Annotated in this window: 17 protein-coding genes; 10 read left to right on the top strand and 7 right to left on the bottom strand. The window is 62.4% G+C overall.

Going from position 1 to position 19,474, the window contains the following annotated elements:
* The first annotated feature begins 10 nt into the window (after window positions 1-10).
* Complete coding sequence (locus tag F3J17_RS13115; RefSeq protein WP_167058636.1) at window positions 11-919, top strand: LysR family transcriptional regulator; 909 nt, start codon at window positions 11-13, stop codon at window positions 917-919.
* A 131-nt stretch (window positions 920-1,050) separates the two neighbouring features.
* Here F3J17_RS13115 and F3J17_RS13110 read toward each other — a convergent pair whose 3' ends face one another.
* The 4 genes from F3J17_RS13110 to F3J17_RS13095 form a co-directional block, all read right to left on the bottom strand.
* Window positions 1,051-1,890 carry an ABC transporter permease gene (locus F3J17_RS13110; protein ID WP_167058633.1) on the bottom strand — a complete coding sequence of 280 codons (840 nt, stop codon included), beginning with the start codon at window positions 1,888-1,890 and terminating at the stop codon, window positions 1,051-1,053.
* A 13-nt stretch (window positions 1,891-1,903) separates the two neighbouring features.
* Entirely contained in the window at window positions 1,904-3,181 is a 1,278-nt protein-coding gene (locus F3J17_RS13105) for an ABC transporter permease (RefSeq protein ID WP_167058630.1), read from the bottom strand.
* A gap of 103 nt (window positions 3,182-3,284) precedes the next feature.
* Window positions 3,285-4,310 (bottom strand): ABC transporter substrate-binding protein, encoded by a 1,026-nt coding sequence (locus F3J17_RS13100; protein ID WP_240160965.1) that lies wholly within the window; start codon window positions 4,308-4,310, stop codon window positions 3,285-3,287.
* Window positions 4,311-4,397: 87 nt separating this feature from the next.
* Window positions 4,398-5,501 carry an ABC transporter ATP-binding protein gene (locus F3J17_RS13095; protein ID WP_167058624.1) on the bottom strand — a complete coding sequence of 368 codons (1,104 nt, stop codon included), beginning with the start codon at window positions 5,499-5,501 and terminating at the stop codon, window positions 4,398-4,400.
* A 178-nt stretch (window positions 5,502-5,679) separates the two neighbouring features.
* Between F3J17_RS13095 and F3J17_RS13090 the strand changes: the two genes are divergently transcribed.
* On the top strand, window positions 5,680-7,191 hold the full coding sequence (locus F3J17_RS13090) for a PLP-dependent aminotransferase family protein (protein ID WP_167058621.1): 1,512 nt from the start codon (window positions 5,680-5,682) through the stop codon (window positions 7,189-7,191).
* A gap of 24 nt (window positions 7,192-7,215) precedes the next feature.
* Here F3J17_RS13090 and F3J17_RS13085 read toward each other — a convergent pair whose 3' ends face one another.
* Window positions 7,216-8,250, bottom strand: a complete 1,035-nt coding sequence (locus tag F3J17_RS13085) for an AraC family transcriptional regulator (protein WP_167058618.1) — start codon at window positions 8,248-8,250, stop codon at window positions 7,216-7,218.
* A gap of 343 nt (window positions 8,251-8,593) precedes the next feature.
* Between F3J17_RS13085 and F3J17_RS13080 the strand changes: the two genes are divergently transcribed.
* The 7 genes from F3J17_RS13080 (at window position 8,594) to F3J17_RS13050 (ending at window position 15,674) form a co-directional block, all read left to right on the top strand.
* A complete protein-coding gene (locus F3J17_RS13080) occupies window positions 8,594-9,841 on the top strand; it encodes a dienelactone hydrolase family protein (protein WP_167058616.1) in 1,248 nt (415 codons plus the stop codon).
* Between the two features lie 21 nt (window positions 9,842-9,862).
* Entirely contained in the window at window positions 9,863-10,651 is a 789-nt protein-coding gene (locus F3J17_RS13075) for an SDR family oxidoreductase (RefSeq protein WP_167058613.1), read from the top strand.
* Window positions 10,652-10,705: 54 nt separating this feature from the next.
* Window positions 10,706-11,944, top strand: coding sequence for a styrene monooxygenase/indole monooxygenase family protein (locus F3J17_RS13070; RefSeq protein ID WP_167058610.1), 1,239 nt, complete (start codon window positions 10,706-10,708; stop codon window positions 11,942-11,944).
* 20 nt (window positions 11,945-11,964) lie between these two features.
* A complete protein-coding gene (locus F3J17_RS13065; RefSeq protein WP_240160943.1) occupies window positions 11,965-12,501 on the top strand; it encodes a flavin reductase family protein in 537 nt (178 codons plus the stop codon).
* Between the two features lie 36 nt (window positions 12,502-12,537).
* The gene (locus F3J17_RS13060) at window positions 12,538-13,485 is read left to right on the top strand and encodes a transporter (protein WP_167058605.1); all 948 of its coding nucleotides are present in this window, start codon (window positions 12,538-12,540) and stop codon (window positions 13,483-13,485) included.
* Between the two features lie 181 nt (window positions 13,486-13,666).
* Entirely contained in the window at window positions 13,667-14,356 is a 690-nt protein-coding gene (locus F3J17_RS13055; protein ID WP_167058603.1) for a response regulator transcription factor, read from the top strand.
* A complete protein-coding gene (locus F3J17_RS13050; protein ID WP_167058601.1) occupies window positions 14,346-15,674 on the top strand; it encodes a HAMP domain-containing sensor histidine kinase in 1,329 nt (442 codons plus the stop codon). The genes F3J17_RS13055 and F3J17_RS13050 overlap by 11 nt, the downstream gene beginning before the upstream one ends.
* Window positions 15,675-15,689: 15 nt before the next feature.
* Here the strand turns inward: F3J17_RS13050 and F3J17_RS13045 are convergent, their stop codons facing one another.
* Window positions 15,690-16,370, bottom strand: coding sequence for a Fe2+-dependent dioxygenase (locus tag F3J17_RS13045; RefSeq protein WP_167058599.1), 681 nt, complete (start codon window positions 16,368-16,370; stop codon window positions 15,690-15,692).
* A 75-nt stretch (window positions 16,371-16,445) separates the two neighbouring features.
* Window positions 16,446-18,890, bottom strand: a complete 2,445-nt coding sequence (locus F3J17_RS13040; RefSeq protein ID WP_167058597.1) for a TonB-dependent siderophore receptor — start codon at window positions 18,888-18,890, stop codon at window positions 16,446-16,448.
* A gap of 290 nt (window positions 18,891-19,180) precedes the next feature.
* Between F3J17_RS13040 and F3J17_RS13035 the strand changes: the two genes are divergently transcribed.
* A complete protein-coding gene (locus F3J17_RS13035) occupies window positions 19,181-19,447 on the top strand; it encodes a DUF4148 domain-containing protein (protein WP_167058596.1) in 267 nt (88 codons plus the stop codon).
* The last annotated feature ends 27 nt before the right edge of the window (window positions 19,448-19,474 follow it).

The raw sequence follows: 19,474 nt of genomic DNA, 5'->3' as shown, positions 1-19,474 counted from the left end.
ATCCATTTCCATGCTCGAACGCGTTCATCTCGTCATCGTTCGCGAAGTGGCCCGTCAGGGCTCACTCACCGCCGCCGCGGAGTCGCTTTTCCTCACGCAATCGGCGTTGAGCCACACGGTCAAAAAGATCGAGCAGCAACTTGGCACCGCGATCTGGCACCGCGAGGGGCGCAGTCTGCGCCCGACGCAGGCTGGCCAGTATCTGCTGTCGCTCGCCGAGCGGCTACTGCCCCAATTCGAACTCGCCGAAGAGCGCATGAAGCAGTACGCGGCAGGCGAGCGCGGCACGCTGCGCATCGGTATGGAATGCGCGCCGTGCTATCAGTGGCTGCTGAAGGTGGTTTCTCCGTATCTGGCGAGATTTCCCGATGTGGACGTAGACGTGAAGCAGCGCTTCCAGTTTGGTGGGATCGGCGCGCTGATCGGTTACGACATCGACGTGCTGGTGACGCCCGATCCGCTCAACCGCCCCGGCCTGCGTTTCGAGCCGGTGTTCGACTATGAGCAGGTGCTGGTGGTCGCGGAGAGCCATCGGCTGGCAGGCGAGCGCTATGTGAAACCGGAACAGCTGATCGACGAAACGCTTATCACCTATCCCGTGGAAACCGACCGGCTCGACATCTACAACCAGTTTCTGCGCCCCGCCGGCATCATTCCGCGTCGGCACAAAACGATCGAGACGACGGACATCATGCTGCAGATGGTCGCGAGCCTTCGCGGCGTGGCGGCGCTGCCCAAATGGCTCGCGGAAGAATACGCGGACCGCATGCCGCTCGCCATCGTCAAGCTCGGCAAACAGGGGATCGCCAAGCAGATTTTCCTCGGCACGCGCGAGGACGATGCCGTGGTGGATTACCTCAATGCTTTCGTCGAATTCGCGCGCGAGTCGAACTGGCAAGCGCCGCGCGTGAAAGGCTGATAGCCGCTCGGCCGCTCAATCGGCAGTCGCGCGGCTCGCTTTGGCGTAGTGCCGTGGTGCCACCCTCCTGCCGCAGGGCGGCACAGCGCGAATCCAGCACCCGCACGCCGCATTTTCAGCAATGTCCAGCTTCAGGCCTTGACCGCACGAGCCGCATTTCTTCCGCGCAGCCATTCGAGCGCAAGCAGCAGGCAGGTCGAGAAGACAATCAGGATCGTCGCCAGCGCGGCAATCGTCGGGCTGATGTTCTCGCGGATGCCGGTGAACATCTGGCGCGGCAAGGTGGTTTGATCGGCGCCCGCAAGGAACAGCGTCACGACCACCTCGTCGAACGACGTGGCGAACGCAAACAAAGCCCCCGAAATCACGCCCGGCGCAATCACCGGCAAGGTGATGCGAAAGAATGTCGTGACCGGATTCGCTCCCAGCGACAGGCTCGCGCGCACGAGATTGTGATTGAAACCCGCGAGCGTGGCCGACACCGTCGTCACCACGAACGGCACGCCCAGCGACGCATGCGCGAGAATCAGCCCGACATACGTATTGGCGAGACCAAGCGGCGCGAAGAACAGATACATGCCCACGCCCACCACCACCACCGGCACGATCATCGGCGAAATGAGGATCGCCATGAGCAGCGATTTGCCGCGAAAATCGGCCTTGTTCAGACCGATGGCCGCGAGCGTGCCCAGCACGGTGGCCACCAGGGTCGCGAGCGGCCCGACAATAAAACTGTTCTTCGCGGCCATGCGCCACTCGTCGGACATCACGAGATTTTCGTACCAGCGCAGCGACCAGCCCGGAATCGGATACACGAGGAACGTGCTCGACGAAAACGAGAGCGGCACGATCGCCAGCACGGGCAGGATCAGATACAGCAGCGTGAGCACAGCAAGGCCGCGCAGCGTGAAATACCAGACGCGTTCGATGCCCGACGTATGCGGCGCAAACAGCGGTTTTGCGAATTTCATGTCGTGGCCTCCGTTAGCCGAGGCTCAGGTTGGTGCGCGTGAAGCGCACATAGACGAAGTACAGCACCGTGGTGGCCGCCAGCAGCAGCGCGCCAAGCGAGCACGCCATGCCCCAGTTGATCGACACGTTGGTGAAGTACGCCACGTAGTAGCTCACCATCTGGTCGGCGGGACCGCCGAGCAGCGCGGGCGTGATGTAGTAGCCAATCGAGAGGATGAACACCAGCAGCACACCCGCACCGATGCCGGGATAGGTCTGCGGCACGTACACGCGCCAGAACGCCGCAAACGGATGACTGCCGAGCGAGACCGCCGCGCGCTGATAGGTGGGCGGGATCGACTTCATCACGCTATAGAGCGGCAGCACCATGAAGGGCAGCAGAATGTGCGTCATCGAGATATACACGCCCACGCGGTTGAACAGCAGCGCGAGCGGCGACGAGATGATGCCGGTGCCGATCAAGGCCTTGTTCACCAGACCCTCGCTTTGCAGGATCACGATCCACGCCGCCACGCGCACGAGAATCGACGTCCAGAACGGAATCAGCACGAGGATCATCACGAGATTGGCGCGGCGCTCCGGCAGCGTCGAGATCCAGTACGCGAGCGGATAACCCAGCGCGAGTGCGAACAAGGTGACGAACACACTGATCACGAACGTGCGGCCGAATACGGCGAGATAGATCTGCTGTTCGGGGTCGGCGGCCACGATGCCGCCAAAGGCGTCCTGTTTGTGATCGAGCGAGGCGAGCAGATAGAACGGCGAATAGCGGCCGCTGTTCTTCGCGATGGCCTGCCAGTACGCGACATCGTTCCAGCGATCGTCCAGTTCGACGAGTTTGGCGTGCGTTTGTGCGGGTGTGAGCGTGAGCGGCTTGCCGTCGTCGTCGGCCAGCGGCATGGCGCGCGCGGTCTTCGCCACCAGCGAACGGTAACCGGCGATTTCCACGTTCAGCCGGCGGGCAAGCGCGCCCATGGCATCGCCGTCCTGCACCGCCGTCAGATCCTGCGCGAGCGCGGCATAGGCTGCGTCGGGCGGCACGCGCTTGCGGTCCCAGTCATGCAGCGCGGCGACCGTATGCGGCAGCGCGGTGGCCACTTCGGGGTTCTGCACGGCGCGCGTGAGCAACGCCGCAATCGGCACGACGAAAATCAGCAACAGAAAAATCGCCAGCGGCGCGATCAGCATCAGCGCCATCGTGCGCTTCTTCGCCTGCGCGACGCGTAGTTCGCGTTTCAATCGCGCGCTCGATTCGCCAGCGTTGTCGGCTACGTTTGTTGCGGTCGTCATCGTTGTCACTTCAGGTCTCCTGCACTGCCTCCGTTGCTGCGCGGCGCGTCTTGCGTCCTGCAAGCCGGGCGCCGCGCAACGGATACTTCAACGCTTCACGCGCTTACTTCGCTGCCCACGACGCGAAGCGCTGCTCCAGTTCGTCGCCGTGGTCGGTCCAGAACGTGAGGTTCTGCTGCACCGCGTTCTTGCCGTTGGCCGGCGAGTTCGGCAGGTTGTCCAGCGTCTTCGCGTCAAGCGACTTGATGGCGCTCTCGTTCACCGGACCGTAAGCGATGTGCTTCGCGTACTCCTGCTGCGGCTTCGGCGAAAGCGTGTAGGCGATGTACTTGAGCGCCGCATCCTTGTTCGGCGTGCCCTTCGGAATGGCCCAGTAGTCCAGATCGTAGATGCTGCCGTTCCACACGACCTTGAGGTTCTTGCCTTCGCGCTGCGCGGCGTCGATCCGGCCATTGAAGGCCGTGGACATCACCACGTCGCCGGCCACCAGAAACTGGGGCGGCTGTGCGCCCGCTTCCCACCACTGGATATTCGGCTTCAGCTCGTCGAGCTTCTTGAAGGCGCGGTCCTGCCCGGCTTTCGTCGAGAGCACCTTGTAGACGTCCTGAGGCGCCACGCCGTCGGCCATCAGCGCGAATTCGAGGTTGTACTGCGCGCCCTTGCGCATACCGCGCTTGCCCGGGAATTTCTTCGTGTCCCAGAAGTCGGCCCAGCCTGCGGGCGCGGTCTTGAGCTTGTCGGCGTTATAGGCGAGCGCCGTGGACCACACGAAGAAGCCCGCGCCGCACGGCTGCTGCGCGGCCTTCATGAAGTCGCTCTTGTTGCCGAGCTTCGACCAGTCGAGCTTCTCGTACAGGCCTTCGTCGCAACCGCGTGCGATGTCGCCGGTTTCCACTTCCACCACGTCCCAGTTGACGTGCTTCGCTTCGACCATCGCCTTGACCTTGGCCTGCTCGCCGTTGTACTCGACGGTCGTGATCTTCGTGCCCGACTGCGCCTGGTACGGCTCGTTGAACGCCGCCTTCTGCGCATTGCCATTCGCGCCGCCGAAATTGACGACCGTGAGTTCCGCAGCGTGGGCTGCGCCAAACGAGAATGCGAGCGTGGCCGCGACCGCCGCAACGTGCATGTTGCCGATCTTCTTCATGATGAAATCCCTTCTCCTTGGTGGTTGTCTTGCCGGGCCTTCAGCACGCGAGGCGTGGCCCGGTCGTCTTCACGCGAACACGCGCAGATGTTCGGGCGCAAACTCGAGCGCAACCGGCTGCCCGGGCGCGAAACCGGCGAGCGCCGCGGTGCCGAGCGGCACTTTGACGAAGCACTCGTCCTGCTGGTGCAAACCGCAGCGCATGCGCACGTGGTCGCCGTAATAGATGAGACTGCGCGCCTCGCCGGCGATGGCGTTCGCCGCCCCGCTCGCCGCTCCATTCACACCGGGCACGCTCAGCTTCATGCGCTCGGGACGAATGCAGGCGATGGCATCCGCACCGGCTTGCGCGCCGGCGACATTGCGGCCCGTGAGGCGCGTGCCGTCGGCCAGATGGATTTCACAGAACTCGCCTTCGACCGAGGCGATCTTGCCGCGCAGGCGATTGCTATCGCCGATGAAGTTGGCCACGAATTCGTTGCATGGCGATTCATACAACCGGTCCACGCTGTCGAGCTGTTGCACGATGCCCTTGTCGAACACCGCCACGCGGTCCGACATGGTGAGCGCCTCGCCCTGATCGTGCGTGACGTAGACGAACGTGACGCCGAGCTTTTCGTGCAGCGACTTCAGTTCGTACTGCATATGTTCGCGCAGCTGTTTGTCGAGTGCGCCGAGCGGTTCGTCCATGAGCACGAGCTTGGGCTGGAACACCAGCGCACGCGCCAGCGCGATACGTTGCTGCTGGCCGCCGGAAAGCTGCGCCGGATAACGCTTCGCGAAGCTCTCCATGCGCACCATCTTGAGCGCATCGTTCACGCGCGCGGCGCGCTCGCCCGCAGGCACCTTGCGCACGCCCAGCGGATACGCCACGTTCTGTTCGACCGTCATGTGCGGGAACAGCGCGTAGTTCTGGAACACCATGCCGATATCGCGCTTGTGCGGCGGCACGTTGTTGAGCAGCTTGCCCTCCAGGCGGATTTCCCCGCCAGTCGGAAATTCAAAACCCGCGAGCATCATCAGACATGTGGTCTTGCCCGAGCCGGATGGCCCAAGCAGCGTCAGGAACTCGCCCTGATAGATGTCCAGATCAAGCTGCTTCACCACGAGGGTTTCGCCGTCGTAGGTCTTGCGCACACCGCGAAAGCTGACGATCACGTCCGACTGCTTCATCGCCCGGTCTCCTGTCTTTATTCCCGTATTGCCGTGAACCGTCGATCCGGCGCGATTAAATAAAAGCTGTCGCTGGCATTAACCGAACCTGACGTGCGGATTACTATAGTCGGTTACGGTTCCATGCAATGGAGCCATTTCATTATTCCGAATAGAGCCACTTTGTCAGGGTGATCCGATGGTAATTTTGTCCGACTGGCTCGCCGCGCAACTCGATAAAGCCGATGTCGAACCGGTTTACCGGCAACTGCTCAGCCTGATGCAGCAAGCCATCCTGACCGGCCGGCTCGCGCCCGGCACCAAGCTGCCCAGTTCGCGCACGCTCGCAGGCGACCTCGGCATCGCGCGCAATACGGTGCTGCATGTGTACGACCAGTTGAGCGCCGAGGGCTACGTGCTGTCGACCACCGGCAGCGGCACCTACGTGGCCGACACGCGCCCCGACACCACGGCGGTCGGTCCGCGCGCCACCCGCGCCCCGGAAGACGCCGATGCGCCCGTTGCGCCCGCATCCTGCCCGCGCGGCGACCTGTCCGTGCGCGGGCAGCGCCTGATCGACGAAGCGGGCGTCTCGGCGAAGCAATGGGGCGCGTTCATGCCCGGCGTGCCCGACGTCGCCGAGTTTCCCGCGCGCACCTGGAGCCGCCTGCAATCGCGTCTGTGGAAATCGGCGAGCCACGACCTGCTCACCTATGCGCCAGGCGGCGGCTATCGTCCGCTGCGGCGCGCCTTGTCGGACTATCTGCGCGTCGCGCGCTCGGTGCGGTGCTCGCCCGACCAGATCATCATCACCACCGGCATCCATCAGTCGATCGATCTTGCCGTGCGCCTGCTCGCCGACCACGGCGACCGCGCCTGGGTCGAGGAACCGTGCTACTGGGGCGCGCGCAGCGTCCTGCAGGCGTCCGGCATCAAGCTCGCGCCCATCCCGGTGGATGCCGAAGGCCTGAACCCGCGCGAATCGGATTTGCGTCATCCCCCGCGTATGGCGCTGGTCACGCCCTCGCATCAATATCCCCTCGGCATGGTCATGAGCCTCGCGAGGCGGCGCACCTTGCTCGAATACGCGCGCCAGCACAAGGTCTGGATCATCGAGGACGATTACGACAGCGAATTCCGCTATGGCAGCCGGCCGCTCGCTTCCCTGCAAGGACTCGACGAATCGGATCGTGTGATCTATGTGGGCAGCCTTGGCAAGCTGCTGTTTCCGGGCCTGCGCATCGGCTATATGGTGGTGCCCGAGCGACTCGCCGCGACCTTCCGCACTGCTGTGGCGGAGCTTTATCGCGAAGGCCAGTTGATGCAGCAGGCCGTGCTCGCCGAATTCATCATGGACGGCTATCTCACCTCGCACGTGCGGCGCATGCGTACGCTGTATGGCGAGCGCCGCCAATTGCTGATCGACGCCGTCACCCGGCACTTCGGCGATGCCCTGCCGGTGATGGGTGACGAAGCGGGGCTGCATTTCGTACTCGGCTTGCCCGAGTCCTGCGACGACCGCGTGGTCGCGGCCGCAGCCTACGATGCCGGGGTCATCGTTCGGCCACTTGCCTCGTACTATCTAGGCAAGCAACAACGCAAAGGATTACTAACTGGATATGCCTGTGTCCCGCACGAAAACATCGATCCGGCGTTCGCTACGCTCGCGCGCGTGATCGAAAGGCATGCGTTCGGCAAGCGCGCGGCGTAGCGGCCGCGACGCCAATAGAAGCGACTAGAGCGTGTCGCGCCGCGCCCTCAAACTTTCCGATGGAGACTCGCCGAACGCACGCTTGTACTCCATCGCAAAGCGCCCGAGGTGAGCGAAGCCCCATTTCAGCGCGATATCGGTAACTGACGAACGTCGGAGCCCATTCGCAGGCTCGATACTGAGCAGATCCATCCGCACCCGTTCGAGCCGCAACTGGCGCACGAGCGCCATCGGCGTGACGCCGTGGCAGTGCTTGAACGCGGCAAACAAGGTGCTTGGGCTCACATTGCCATACTCCGCAAGGCGCTCGATCGTCAACGGCTCCTGCAAATGCGCGCGGATGTATTCCTCCACACGCCTGACGTAGAACGGCGCAAGCGGCCGACGTTCGTGCATCGTGCTGTTGCGTACGCTATTCGGCTGACCGTAGATCAATGCGTTGAGCAACGTCGATTCGAACTGCTCGAACGCGAGCGGATTACGCAGCGGATGCGCCTCCGTGCTCATGATCTCCGCGAGCACCGGCAGCAGTTGCATCACGCACTGCCCCTGCGCCGATGTCAGCGAGAACTCCGGTTCGAATTCGATGGGACCACGCGCGGCATCCCCGAAATGACGCTGGGCATGGCGTTCCAGCACGGTGCGCTCGACGCGAAGAATCGCCTGCGGACACGCTTCGCCCCAACGCATGCGCAGCGCCTGCGTTGGCGAAACCAGTGAAGCGGCCAACGGCGACGATACGAACTGCCGCCCGCCGCATTCGATCTCGGCCTGCCCCTGTAGAGGAATCTGAAGCAGAAAGAAGTCTTCGAGCTGATCGGGCTCGATGATGACTTCACTGCCGTAATCGAGCAGATTCAACGAGAGATTGGCCCAGCGCGTGTGGTGCAGGCGGCCGTGCAATTCGTTGCCGTGTCCGGCGACCGTCAGGCGATGCGGCTTGAACACGTCGGCGACGGACGCGCGCATTTCGTCGAGATCGGTCGACTGCATCAGCAGATTGCCGTAATTGAACCATTGGGCGTCGGCAAGACGGTTCCCGGGGGAAGAATGCGCCATCGAAGATCTCCAATCCCACTCACTTGCACTCCATGAGTGCATCCGTTGCTGTTGTGGTGAACCGCGCCGCGCTATCCCAGGAGTTTGCGGATATCGACGCGAGTATCTGGACAATCCGGCGATCCAGACGGTTCACGACAGGGAAAATGCAAAAAGTGGGCCTGTGTGCATCGTAGGAGAGCGCATGGCATGCCCCCATCCGAATAAACCCGCGCCGACCGGCGCTCCTCGCGCACGGACCGCGATTTTTCGGAATCGACGGATAACGGTTCAATGAAACGGATAGAGCGCGTTGTTTCGGCCACCAATACTAGGTCCAACACAAACTCAATGGAGGGACCTCATGAAAGGGCGAAACATCGAGATCGCGTCGCCGCACGGCGAAAGCTTCGGCGCGTATCTGAGCACACCGGCGAGCGGTAAAGGGCCGGGGATCGTGCTGTGTCACGAAATATTCGGCGCCAATGGCTATATGCGCGAGGTGGCCGATTACTACGCCGAAGAAGGCTACACCGTGCTGTTGCCGGATCTGTTCTGGCGCAGCGCGCCGGGCATTGAACTGGGCGATTCACCCGAAGATCTGGCGCGCGCGATGGCGCTTTACGAAGCGTATGACGAAAATCTTGGCGTTGGCGATATTGCCGCCGCGCTGCGCGCACTGGAACAATTGCCCGAATGCAATGGTGGTATGGGCGTGCTCGGCTTCTGCCTCGGCGGCAAGCTCGCCTGGCTCGCGGCCTGCCGTCTCCCACAGGTGGCGTGCGCGGTGAGCTATTACGGCGTGGGTATCGAAAAGGCGCTCGATGAGGCTGCAGCGCTCACTGGCCGCGTCGTCCTGCATATGGCGGGCGAGGACCGCTTCTGTCCGCCTGAGGCGCGCGAGCAGATCGGGCGTTCGCTCGCCGGACGCGCGGGCGTCGAACTCTACACGTACCCCGGCGCCGACCACGCTTTTGCCCGTACCGGCAGCGCGCATTGGGACAAGGCTGCGGCGTCGATGGCGCACCAGCGCGCCGTCACGGCGTTTCGTGAAACGCTGGGACCGCGCCACGATCTTTCCGCGCTATGGGAGGTTCACCTTGCGCACGAGTTCGATACGCGCAACGTCGACGCGACCATGGCCACGATGGTGGCCCAACCGTACGTCAATCATATTCCCACCCTCACCGGCGGCGTCGGTCACGACGAACTCAAGCATTTCTACAGCCATCATTTCGTCCACACGAATCCGCCGGATACCACCATTACTCCGGTTTCGCGCACGATTGGCGCGACCCAGGTGGTCGACGAACTGCTTTTCTGCTTCACACACACGACCGAAATCGACTGGATGCTGCCAGGTGTCGCGCCCACCGGCAAGCGCGTGGAGATTCCGCTCGTCGCGATCGTGAAGTTTCGCGGAAACAAGCTCTATCACGAGCACATCTACTGGGATCAGGCCAGCGTACTGGTGCAGATCGGCTTGCTCGACGCCGAGGGTCTGCCAGTCGCGGGCGTGGAAACAGCGCGCAAGCTCCTCGACGAAACCGTCCCCTCCAACCGGCTCATGCCGCGCTGGCAGCGCGATAGCGCTGCGAACGAAATCCACTAAGCCTTTATCAGGAGACCTGGCATGATCGAACTCAAAGGTAAGGTCGCCATCGTTACAGGCGGCGCGACGCTGATCGGCGCGGCGGTAGTACGCGATCTGGTTCATGCGGGCGCACGCGTCGCCATTTTCGATATCGACGAAGTACATGGCGCAAGCGTCGCTCAATCCATCGGCGAAAACGCCCTGTTCCTGTGCGTCGACATCACGGACGACAGCGCGATCAATCGCGCCGTCGCCGCTGTAGCGGAACGCTTCGGCGGCGTGGATCTGCTGGTGAATCTGGCTTGCAGCTACGTCGACAACGGCATGCGAGCCAATCGCAACGACTGGCTCGCGGCGATGGATGTGAACGTGGTGTCGGCGGTGATGTTGAGCATGGCCGTACATCCCTATATGGTCAAACGCGGCGGCGGCGCGCTCGTGAATTTCAGCTCGATATCGGCGGACTGCGCGCAAACGGGCCGCTGGCTGTATCCCACCTCCAAGGCCGCAATACGCCAGCTCACCCGCAACATGGCGATGGACTTCGCACGCGACGGCATCCGCGTGAATTCCGTTTCCCCAGGCTGGACGTGGTCGCGGCTGATGGACGATCTCACGCACGGCGACCGCGAGAAAACCAATCGCGTGGCCGCGCCCTATCACCTGCTAGGGCGCGTAGGCGACCCCGAGGAAGTGGCGCGCGTGGTCACTTTTCTCTGCAGCGACGCGGCAAGTTTCGTCACTGGCGCCGATTACGCCGTAGATGGCGGTTACTCCGCGATGGGCCCGGAGCAAGCGGAAGCCGCGATTACGCGCCTCGCAGAATAGGCTGTTCTTCCCATATTCAAGCCCCACTCATTTTCTATCAATCAGGATTCCATAATGAGACGAATTGCCATTGTCGGCGCTGGCCAGTCGGGCCTGCAACTCGCCTTCGCCCTGCTCGATCAGGGCTATCAGGTTACGCTCGCCACCAATCGGGACGCGCAATCGATCCGCACGGGCAAGGTCATGTCCAGCCAGTGCATGTTTCACTCCGCCCTGCAGCTCGAACGCGATCTTGGCCTCAATCACTGGGAAGAAGCCTGCCCCGCCGTGGAAGGCATCAGCCTGACGGTGGTGTCGCCCGACGGACGGGGCCACAAGGCGATCGACTGGTCGTCGCGGATGACCCGTTACGCGCAATCGGTCGATCAGCGCCTGAAGATGTCGGCGTGGCTCGAAGAAATCGAACGCCGTGGCGCTCAGGTGCAGATCGGCGATGTGGGCATTCCCGAACTGGAGACGCTCGCGCAGAGCCATGATCTCGTCCTGCTTGCGGCGGGCAAGGGTGAAATCGTCAATCTGTTCGGGCGTGACGCCACACGCTCGGTATTCGATCGGCCGCAGCGCGCGCTTGCGCTCACCTATGTCACCGGCATGACGCCGGGCGCGCCCTATTCGCGGGTGCGTTTCAATCTGCTGCCAGGCATTGGCGAATACTTCGTTTTTCCGGCGCTCACGCTTTCGGGCCCCTGCGAAATCATGGTGTTCGAAGGCATTCCGGGCGGCCCGCTGGATTGCTGGGGCGACGTGCAAACGCCCGGGCAGCATCTGGAACGCAGTCTGTCGATCGTGCACCAGTATCTGCCGTGGGAAGCCGAACGCTGCCGCAACATCGAACTGACCGACGCGAACGGCACGCTCGCCGGACGCTTTACGCCTGGCGTGCGCAATCCGTCGTTCCGGCTGCCCTCTGGCCGTGCAGTGTTGGGGATGGCCGACGCCGTCGTCGTCAACGATCCGATCACGGGCCAGGGCGCGAATAGCGCCGCGAAATGCGCCAGCGTCTATCTGGACGCGATCCTCACGCATGAGGCGGCGCCATTCAGCGAAGACTGGATGCAAGCCACCTTCGAGCGCTACTGGTCATACGCACAGCACGTCGTGGGCTGGACCAATTCGCTGCTCACGCCGCCTGCGCCGCATCTGCTCGATCTGCTGGGCGCGGCAGCCACATCGCCATCGCTTGCCGCGCGGATCGTCAACGGCTTCGACGATCCGCGCGCGTTCTCGCCGTGGTGGTTCGATCCGCAGGCGTGCGCCGCGGCAATTCGCGAACATGTCGAGTGCGCAGCATGAGCGCCACGGGAGCCCTAGCCATGAACGCTTCGCTTGAACTCGAATCCCGTGATACACCCACTCTCGATCCCGCGCAGTTGCGTGCGGTATTCGGCCAGTTCGCAACCGGCGTTACCGTCGTGACGACGTGCGCCGAAAACGGACGCCGGATCGGGCTGACCGCGAATTCGTTCTCTTCTCTCTCGCTCGACCCGCCTTTGATCCTGTGGAGCCTGCGTAAGGCCGCGCCGAGCTGCCTGGACTTTCAGCATGCCGAACGTTTTGCGATCAACATTCTCGCGCACGACCAGATCGATCTTTCGCGCCACTTTGCCACGCCTGCCGATGACAAGTTTAGCGGCGTGCCCTGTACGCACTCGACGCTCACCCGCGTGCCATGCCTCGACGGAACGAGCGCGCGACTCGTCTGCCGCAATGTCGGGCAGTACGAAGGCGGCGATCATCTGATCTTCATCGGCCTGATCGAGCACTTCGATGTATTCGGCAAGCCGCCGCTGGTTTTTCACGGCGGCCAGTACCGCGCGCTCACTGAACATCCCGCCTTGGCACAACCGTGATCATTAGTCATCCATAATTAACAAGAGGAGTTCGTCATGAAACACCGTATCCGAAAGCTCGCGCTCGCTGTACTTGGGCTAAGCGCCTGTGCCAGCGCCGCGGCGTCCGATCTGCCCTCGCTCAATCTCGGCTTCACGAGCTTTCTCGATGGCCTGCCGCCTGCAGGCTCAGGCTGGTATGGCACACAGTACCTTGAGTACTACAGTGCATCGCGCATCAACGACAACGCGGGCGGACGCGTGGCGTTGCCCAAGCAGTCCATCGATGTCTTCGCGGGACTCAGCCAACTGGTCTATCAGGCGCCGCTCAAATTCGCGGGCCTCCATCCGGGCCTCGATGTGATTCTGCCGTGGGTCGCCTCCGCGCATACCGACGACGGCATGAACAATATGGCGCTCAATGGTCGCGCCGGTTTTGGCGATATGGTGATTGGGCCGTTCCTCCAGTCCGATCCGGTCATGGGGCCGTCTGGGCCGCGCTTTGCCCAGCGCGTCGAACTCCAGTTCATCGCGCCGACCGGCGCCTACGATCCCTCGCGCGCGGTCAATCCCGGCAGCCACTTCTGGTCGTTCGATCCATACTGGGCGGCCACGGTCTGGCTCACGCCGCAATGGACGCTTTCCTGGCGTCTGCACTACCTCTGGAACGCGACCAACCACGAACCCTCCACGGCGCTGGGCACCGACGTCACCTCTACCCAGGCCGGCCAGGCGATTCATGCGAACTTCGCAACCGAATACGAGGTGCGCCCAGGCTTGCGGTTGGGCCTCAACGGCTACTGGCTGCGCCAGATCACCGACATGAAGGAGAACGGCCAGGACGTGCCCGGCACGCGCGAGGGCGTATGGGCAATCGGCCCAGGCGCAATGTACAGCTTCTCGCCCGAGGATCATCTGATGTTCAACGCCTATTTCGAGCGGGACGCGCGCAACCGGCCTCAGGGAACACGTGCCGTGTTGCGCTACGTGCATCACTTCGGCTAGACAACTCAGCCGGTCTTGCTGGACCTTTTCACAGCGGGCGCACGACGCCCGCTTTGCAATGGGCAATAACAATGCGCCATCGGACTACGCTAAGGAGTTCTTCGCAGTTGCATCATCACGGCAAATTCCAGCGTCCACTGATAAAATCCGGCACTCTCCGTTCCACCGCTCCATCTGTATCATGCGCATCCTTGCAATCGAAGACGATCCCGACATTCTCGGCAATATCGCCAGTTATCTTGGGGCACGAAATTACCTGGTCGATTGCGCGCTGGACGGCATGCAGGGCTACACACTCGCCACGCGCAACGAGTACGACCTGATCATCCTCGATCTGTCCCTCCCGCGTCTGGACGGCTACGAGCTGTGCCGCCGCCTGCGTTCCGAGGCCCAATGCGATACCGCAATCATCATGGTGACGGCGCGCGATACGCTCGACGAACGCCTGACCGGCTTCCAGGCGGGCGCGGACGATTACCTGGTCAAACCTTTTGCGCTCGCCGAACTGGCCGCGCGCGTCAATGCCCTGCTCCAGCGCCCGCGCAAGCGCAACGCGGCACGCACGCTCCAGGTCGCCGATCTCGTACTCGATATCGACACGCGTTCGCTCTCGCGCGCGGGCGTCACACTGCGCCTGCCGCCCGCGCCAATGACCGTGCTGAAAATCCTCATGCAGGAAAGTCCCGCCGTCGTGTCGCGCGTGCGCCTCGAAGAAGCCTTGTGGCTGGATTCCCCGCCCGATAGCGACAGCCTGCGCACGCATATTCATCAACTGCGCCAGGTGATCGACAAGCCGTTTGGCAAGCCGCTGCTGCACACCGTACATGGCGTGGGCTATCAACTTCAGGCCGGATCCAGCGATGCCGGTTGAGCAGGCCGCGTCCGCCGCGTCTGGAGAATCCGCGCCTCGCCCGACGCAACGCACGCTGGCGCGCGAACTGGTGCTCGCCTATCTGATCGTCGCTGTGCTGGTGGGCGCGCTGCTCTCGCTGGTGTCGATGTGGACCGTCAACCGGCTCGAAACGCATCTCCAGCAGATCGACATGGGCATGGCGCTCGATCGCGTGCGCGGCGAATTTCTCGCGGGCAAGGACGTCGGGCGCGGCAGCCGCTTCTTCCATGGCGAGCCCGGCAGCGAAACGTTCCCCGAGTGGCTGCGCCAGGTCGAACCGGGCTTCACACGCATCGAACACAATGATCGCGACTGGCACGTCATAGCCGACGATCGCGACGGCGTGCGCTATGTGCTGCTACGCGACTACACAGCCTTCGAACAACGCCGCGTGCGTTCGCACTGGCTGACTGTGCTATGCGTGGGCGCAAGCCTCTTTGTCGCCTTTCTGCTGGGCGGCGCGGTAACGCGCCGGGTGGTGCGCCCGCTCGTCGGGCTCGCCGAACAGGTGATCAAACGCCCGGCGCTGCCTCCACAAACCCGCATCGCCCACGCGTATCCGGGCAATGAAATCGGCCGTCTCGCAGCAGCATTCGATGCCACCTACAACCAGCTCGAAATGGCCTTGCAGCGCGAAAAGCTCTTCACCGCCGACGTCAGCCACGAACTGCGCACGCCGCTTACGGTGATATCGAGTTCCTGCGAACTGCTGCTCGACGATCCCGAACTCACGCCGATGCAGCAACAGAAACTACAACGCGTGCACAGCGCCTCGATCGACATTCATCAGCAACTCGCCGCGTACCTGATGCTCGCGCGCGATTCATCCGATGCGAGCGGCTTTACCCGCAGCACGGTTGCCGATGCGGTCGAACAGGAAGTGACGCACTGGACCAGCCGCGCGGACCGACTGGGCCTGCGCCTGATTGCCGATTACGACAAGGCAGCAGACCCAACTGGCTCGCCCACCTTCCCCGCCGCCCTGGTGCGCATTGCGCTGTCGAACCTCATCCGCAATGCGCTTCAGCATGCGTCAAGCGGCACACAGATCGTCGTTCACGCCAGCGCCGCCGCTTTCGAGGTAACGGACGATGGCCCCGGCATTGCCGCCGATATCGCTCCACAGGTTTTCGCGCCTTTCGTTCGAGGTGGCGCGGCACAGATCGACAATCTCGGTCTGGGACTATCGCTCGTGCAACGCATCTGCGATCACCAGGGATGGCATATCACGCTGGACTCCCAGCCGGGAAACGGCGCGCGTTTTCATATCGACCTCGCACCGGCATCTAACGCCTGACGCTTATCCAGCGGGTCAACTATCGGCCCACATGCGCAGCAGGTTGTGATAGCAGCCGGTAAGCTGCACGAGCGACTCTTCGCTCGCCTCCTGCTGCGTGAGACGCTGGATCGCCACGTCCATATCGAGCAGCAGACTGCGCTGTGCGTCTTCACGCACGAGGCTTTCGATCCAGAAGAATGAAGCGACGCGCTCGCCGCGCGTCACAGGCTCCACTTTGTGCACGCTCGAACCCGGGTACAGGATCATGCTCCCGGCCTTGAGTTTGACGCGTTGCTCGCCGTACGTATCGCGTATGACCAGTTCGCCGCCGTCGTAACTATCGGGATCGGAGAGAAACAGCGTGGCGGATAGGTCCGTGCGCACGCGCTCACGTGAAGCCCGGATTCCACGCACCGCGTTATCGATATGGAATCCGAATGATTCACCCATTCCATAGCAATTGAAAAGCGGCGGATAGATGCGCTTGGGCAAGGCCGCCGACATGAACACCGCGTCCTTGGCGAGCCGGTTGATGATTTCGTCGCCGATTTCCCGGCCCAATGGGTCGTCGCCATCCAGTTGCCGGTTGTGCTTGACACGCTGCGATTGCGCGCCCGCTGTGACTTTTCCGTCGACCCACTGCGCAGTGCGCAATTTATCCACGAGATACTGTGCTTCTTTCGGGCTGAATACGCCCGGAATTTCCACGATCATTTTCGACTCTTTGAATGACACGAAACGGCGGCCCACTCTACGCGGGCCGCCGTCATGGCTGACTTTCCTGGCCGATCAGAAACGCACGTCGGCAGAAAGCAGCACCGTGCGGCCCGCGCCGGGCACGCCGTAAAGCTGGAATCCGTCGAGCGATGCGCCAATGGCCGAGTAATAGAACTTGTTGAACAGGTTCTGCACATTGAGGCTCAGCGAGAGATTCTTATTGACCTCGTAGTGCGCCGCCAGCGAATGCAGCCAGAACGACGGCGCCTTTTCGGCATCGTAGACATAGGCCGGATGCTTGCCGCTCGAACCACTCACCGTGCTGCTGTTGTTGTTCTGACCGCCCACATATTCGTTGTCCGTATAGCGACGCGTACCGACATATTGCACGCCGTAGCTCACCGAGAATTTCGGCGTCACCGCATACGTGGTCCAGAGATTGAAGGTCGCATTCGGCACATTGGCAGGGCGCTGTCCCGCATTCACGCCCTTGGTGATGCGCCCGCGCATCGCCGCCACGCCCGCGAACGCCGACCATTTATCGGTGATATTGCCCGATACGCCCAGTTCGATGCCATCGACACGCTTGGGCGGCAATTCACGCACCACGCTCGATGTCGTATCGCCGTAATCCCACGAATCGCTGAGTTCGGTGCGGAAAATCGCGCTGGTCAGCGACAGACGCTGATTCAGCAGATCCCATTTCGTGCCCAGTTCATAGGTCTGCGCGACAGCCGGCTTGAGATTGGCGACCGCCGAAGACGTTGCGCCGTAAATCGTGTTGTTGGTGGTAGCGCCCACCGCCGAAGGCTGAGCCGCACGCGCGTAGCTCGCGTAAATGCTGCCAAACGGCAGCGGCTTGTAGGTCACGCCGATACGCCCGCTAAATGCGCCGTCGCTGGTGTTCAGGACTGTGTGGGCATTAGCCGCGCCGCTCACCTGCTTGACCCAGAAACGGTCGTAGCGCGCCGCGCCTTCCACGATCCACTTCGGCGTGATGGTCACCGTATCGCGCACATAAACACCGGCATCGTTGACTGCCGCGTAGTCGCCCGTCGTGCCCTCCATCGTATTGACGCCGCCCATCGACACGCCATACGCGTTGGTGAGATCCATCACCGGGTTGGTCGATGGCGCGAGCACGCTGCGCGGCAGATCGCCATATCGCTCGTGATAAAACTCCGCGCCAATCACCAGATCGTGATGCAGTCCCGCCGTATCGAACGAGGTGTTGACGTTGGTCTCGTTCGCAAGAATGTCGTAGCGTTTCGACGTCCCGTAGTTATTGCCGCGCAGAACCGCCAGCGGAGAAAGATTGGCATCGGCGGTCACACCGCTATACGACAGAATGCCCGCACCGCTCGTCACCAGCGAACCCGTTCCCGTATAGCCATACGACGTACCGCTGGTCGAATTGAAACGCGCGGGCGCGAGCACCGTCGTGCGATCGGTCTGCTCCCAGCGGGTGATATTGGAAATGCGGGTGTTGTCGTTGAAATCGTGTTCGACCTTGATGGTCGCACGATTGGTGGTCGAATGGTCCTTATACAGATTCGGATCGCCATACCACGCGTTGCGGGCCACGCCCGGGAACGTCTTGCCGCCGGTGCCGCGTTCGATCGGCACGCCGGTATCGGGCACGTTGTTGTCCTGCTGGTGGAAGTAATCGAGCGTCACACGCGTCGGCGTGCCGAGTCCCATCGCCAGCGATCCCGCCACGCCCCAGCGGTCGTCGTGCACATTGGCGCGCTCATCCACATCCTGCGTATGACGCATCAAGTTCAGGCGCAGCGCCGTATGCTCGCCGATCTGCTTGTCCAAATCCGCCGTCACACGCCGATAACGCGCACTGCCAAGCGTGGTCGAAAGATGATACGCATCGCCCAGATGCGCCTCTTTCGTGACGAGATTGACGCTGCCGCCCGGCGCGGCCACGCCCGATTCGATGGTGCCCGTGCCTTTGAAGACCTCGACGCGTTCGACGTCGAAGGTATCTGAACGGCTCGCCAGTCCCGCGTCGCGCAGACCGTCGATCGTAATGCTCTGCTCGCCGGAAAACCCGCGAATCGTGAACATATCGCCCCAGCCAAGATTGCCCTCGCCGGAAGTGAAGGTAATGCCAGGCACGTTCTTGAGGATGTCCTGCAGACTTTGCGCCTGCTGCTCCTCGAGCACGCGCTTGGGCACGATCGCCACGCTCTGCGCCATATCGAGAATCGGCGCCGTGAATTGATCGGATTGCAGATACTTCGTTTGATAAGGGGCGTTTTGTCCGCTGATCTTCACGGCGGGCAAAATCGCCGATGCGGCCGACGACGCGCCCGCCTCCGATGCGCCTGATGCGCCCGCTGCGGTTGCTGCTTTCGCTGCTTTCGCCGTATCGGCTACCGCGGACACCGGCGGATTCGCCACGGTCTGCGCGTGCACATTGGCCACGGCTACGCAGCCCACCGTCGCGCTCAATAAATTCGTCAACAGCGCCGACGGCCTGCCCCACGTTCCCCGACTCAACACCATCTTGTTATCCTATATCGCAAATGAAAATCATTCGCGATAGTAAGGAAAGGGGCGTCAAGAAAACGTTAAGGCAATCGTTAGGGAGGCGATTGAGGAAGTCACAGGGGCAATCGTCGAAAAGCGCTCAACATGAAAATCGTTTCATCCGGGCGCGCACCCGACGGCGGCGCGGGCCGGGCCAGAATGAATTTCTCTTCATGTTTATGCTGGGGTTGTGTTCGGAAGCCTCCGCTATCGTGCGTTCCGTGGGCGCTCTGCCCTCCTCCGAACTTTTATCAAGGAACGCCATCATGAAGATCGCTATTCAAGCTGCAATCGCCGCCACCCTGCTCGTTTCGGCTCTCGCACACGCTCAATCGGCGCCGCAAGCCGCCAACCAGGCAGGCGTGGCTGCACAAACCGCAACCCAGATCAAGACCGCCGATGGCGCGTGGGTGCCGCCGTATGGCCAACCCGTTGCACAGAAGACGCGCGCCCAGGTGTATCAGGAACTGATCCAGGCAGAAAACGACGGCCAACTGGCTTATCTGGATTCGGTTGTGTACGCGCATTCGTGATTCCTGCGCAGCGATATTGTCGTGCCG

This window comes from Burkholderia sp. Ax-1719 (genome assembly GCF_011753055.1).
Taxonomy (GTDB): Bacteria; Pseudomonadota; Gammaproteobacteria; order Burkholderiales; family Burkholderiaceae; genus Paraburkholderia.
The sequence above is the reverse complement of the archived record's forward strand: the minus strand, read 5'-3'. Positions and strand labels throughout refer to the sequence as shown.

Bases quoted from the DNA above. Each gene is read 5' to 3' on its own strand.
- F3J17_RS13115 (WP_167058636.1), top strand. From the start codon at position 11: ATGCTCGAACGCGTTCATCTCGTCATCGTTCGCGAAGTGGCCCGTCAG.
- F3J17_RS13110 (WP_167058633.1), bottom strand. From the start codon at position 1,890: ATGAAATTCGCAAAACCGCTGTTTGCGCCGCATACGTCGGGCATCGAA.
- F3J17_RS13105 (WP_167058630.1), bottom strand. From the start codon at position 3,181: ATGACGACCGCAACAAACGTAGCCGACAACGCTGGCGAATCGAGCGCG.
- F3J17_RS13100 (WP_240160965.1), bottom strand. From the start codon at position 4,310: ATGCACGTTGCGGCGGTCGCGGCCACGCTCGCATTCTCGTTTGGCGCA.
- F3J17_RS13095 (WP_167058624.1), bottom strand. From the start codon at position 5,501: ATGAAGCAGTCGGACGTGATCGTCAGCTTTCGCGGTGTGCGCAAGACC.
- F3J17_RS13090 (WP_167058621.1), top strand. From the start codon at position 5,680: ATGGTAATTTTGTCCGACTGGCTCGCCGCGCAACTCGATAAAGCCGAT.
- F3J17_RS13085 (WP_167058618.1), bottom strand. From the start codon at position 8,250: ATGGCGCATTCTTCCCCCGGGAACCGTCTTGCCGACGCCCAATGGTTC.
- F3J17_RS13080 (WP_167058616.1), top strand. From the start codon at position 8,594: ATGAAAGGGCGAAACATCGAGATCGCGTCGCCGCACGGCGAAAGCTTC.
- F3J17_RS13075 (WP_167058613.1), top strand. From the start codon at position 9,863: ATGATCGAACTCAAAGGTAAGGTCGCCATCGTTACAGGCGGCGCGACG.
- F3J17_RS13070 (WP_167058610.1), top strand. From the start codon at position 10,706: ATGAGACGAATTGCCATTGTCGGCGCTGGCCAGTCGGGCCTGCAACTC.
- F3J17_RS13065 (WP_240160943.1), top strand. From the start codon at position 11,965: ATGAACGCTTCGCTTGAACTCGAATCCCGTGATACACCCACTCTCGAT.
- F3J17_RS13060 (WP_167058605.1), top strand. From the start codon at position 12,538: ATGAAACACCGTATCCGAAAGCTCGCGCTCGCTGTACTTGGGCTAAGC.
- F3J17_RS13055 (WP_167058603.1), top strand. From the start codon at position 13,667: ATGCGCATCCTTGCAATCGAAGACGATCCCGACATTCTCGGCAATATC.
- F3J17_RS13050 (WP_167058601.1), top strand. From the start codon at position 14,346: ATGCCGGTTGAGCAGGCCGCGTCCGCCGCGTCTGGAGAATCCGCGCCT.
- F3J17_RS13045 (WP_167058599.1), bottom strand. From the start codon at position 16,370: ATGATCGTGGAAATTCCGGGCGTATTCAGCCCGAAAGAAGCACAGTAT.
- F3J17_RS13040 (WP_167058597.1), bottom strand. From the start codon at position 18,890: ATGGTGTTGAGTCGGGGAACGTGGGGCAGGCCGTCGGCGCTGTTGACG.
- F3J17_RS13035 (WP_167058596.1), top strand. From the start codon at position 19,181: ATGAAGATCGCTATTCAAGCTGCAATCGCCGCCACCCTGCTCGTTTCG.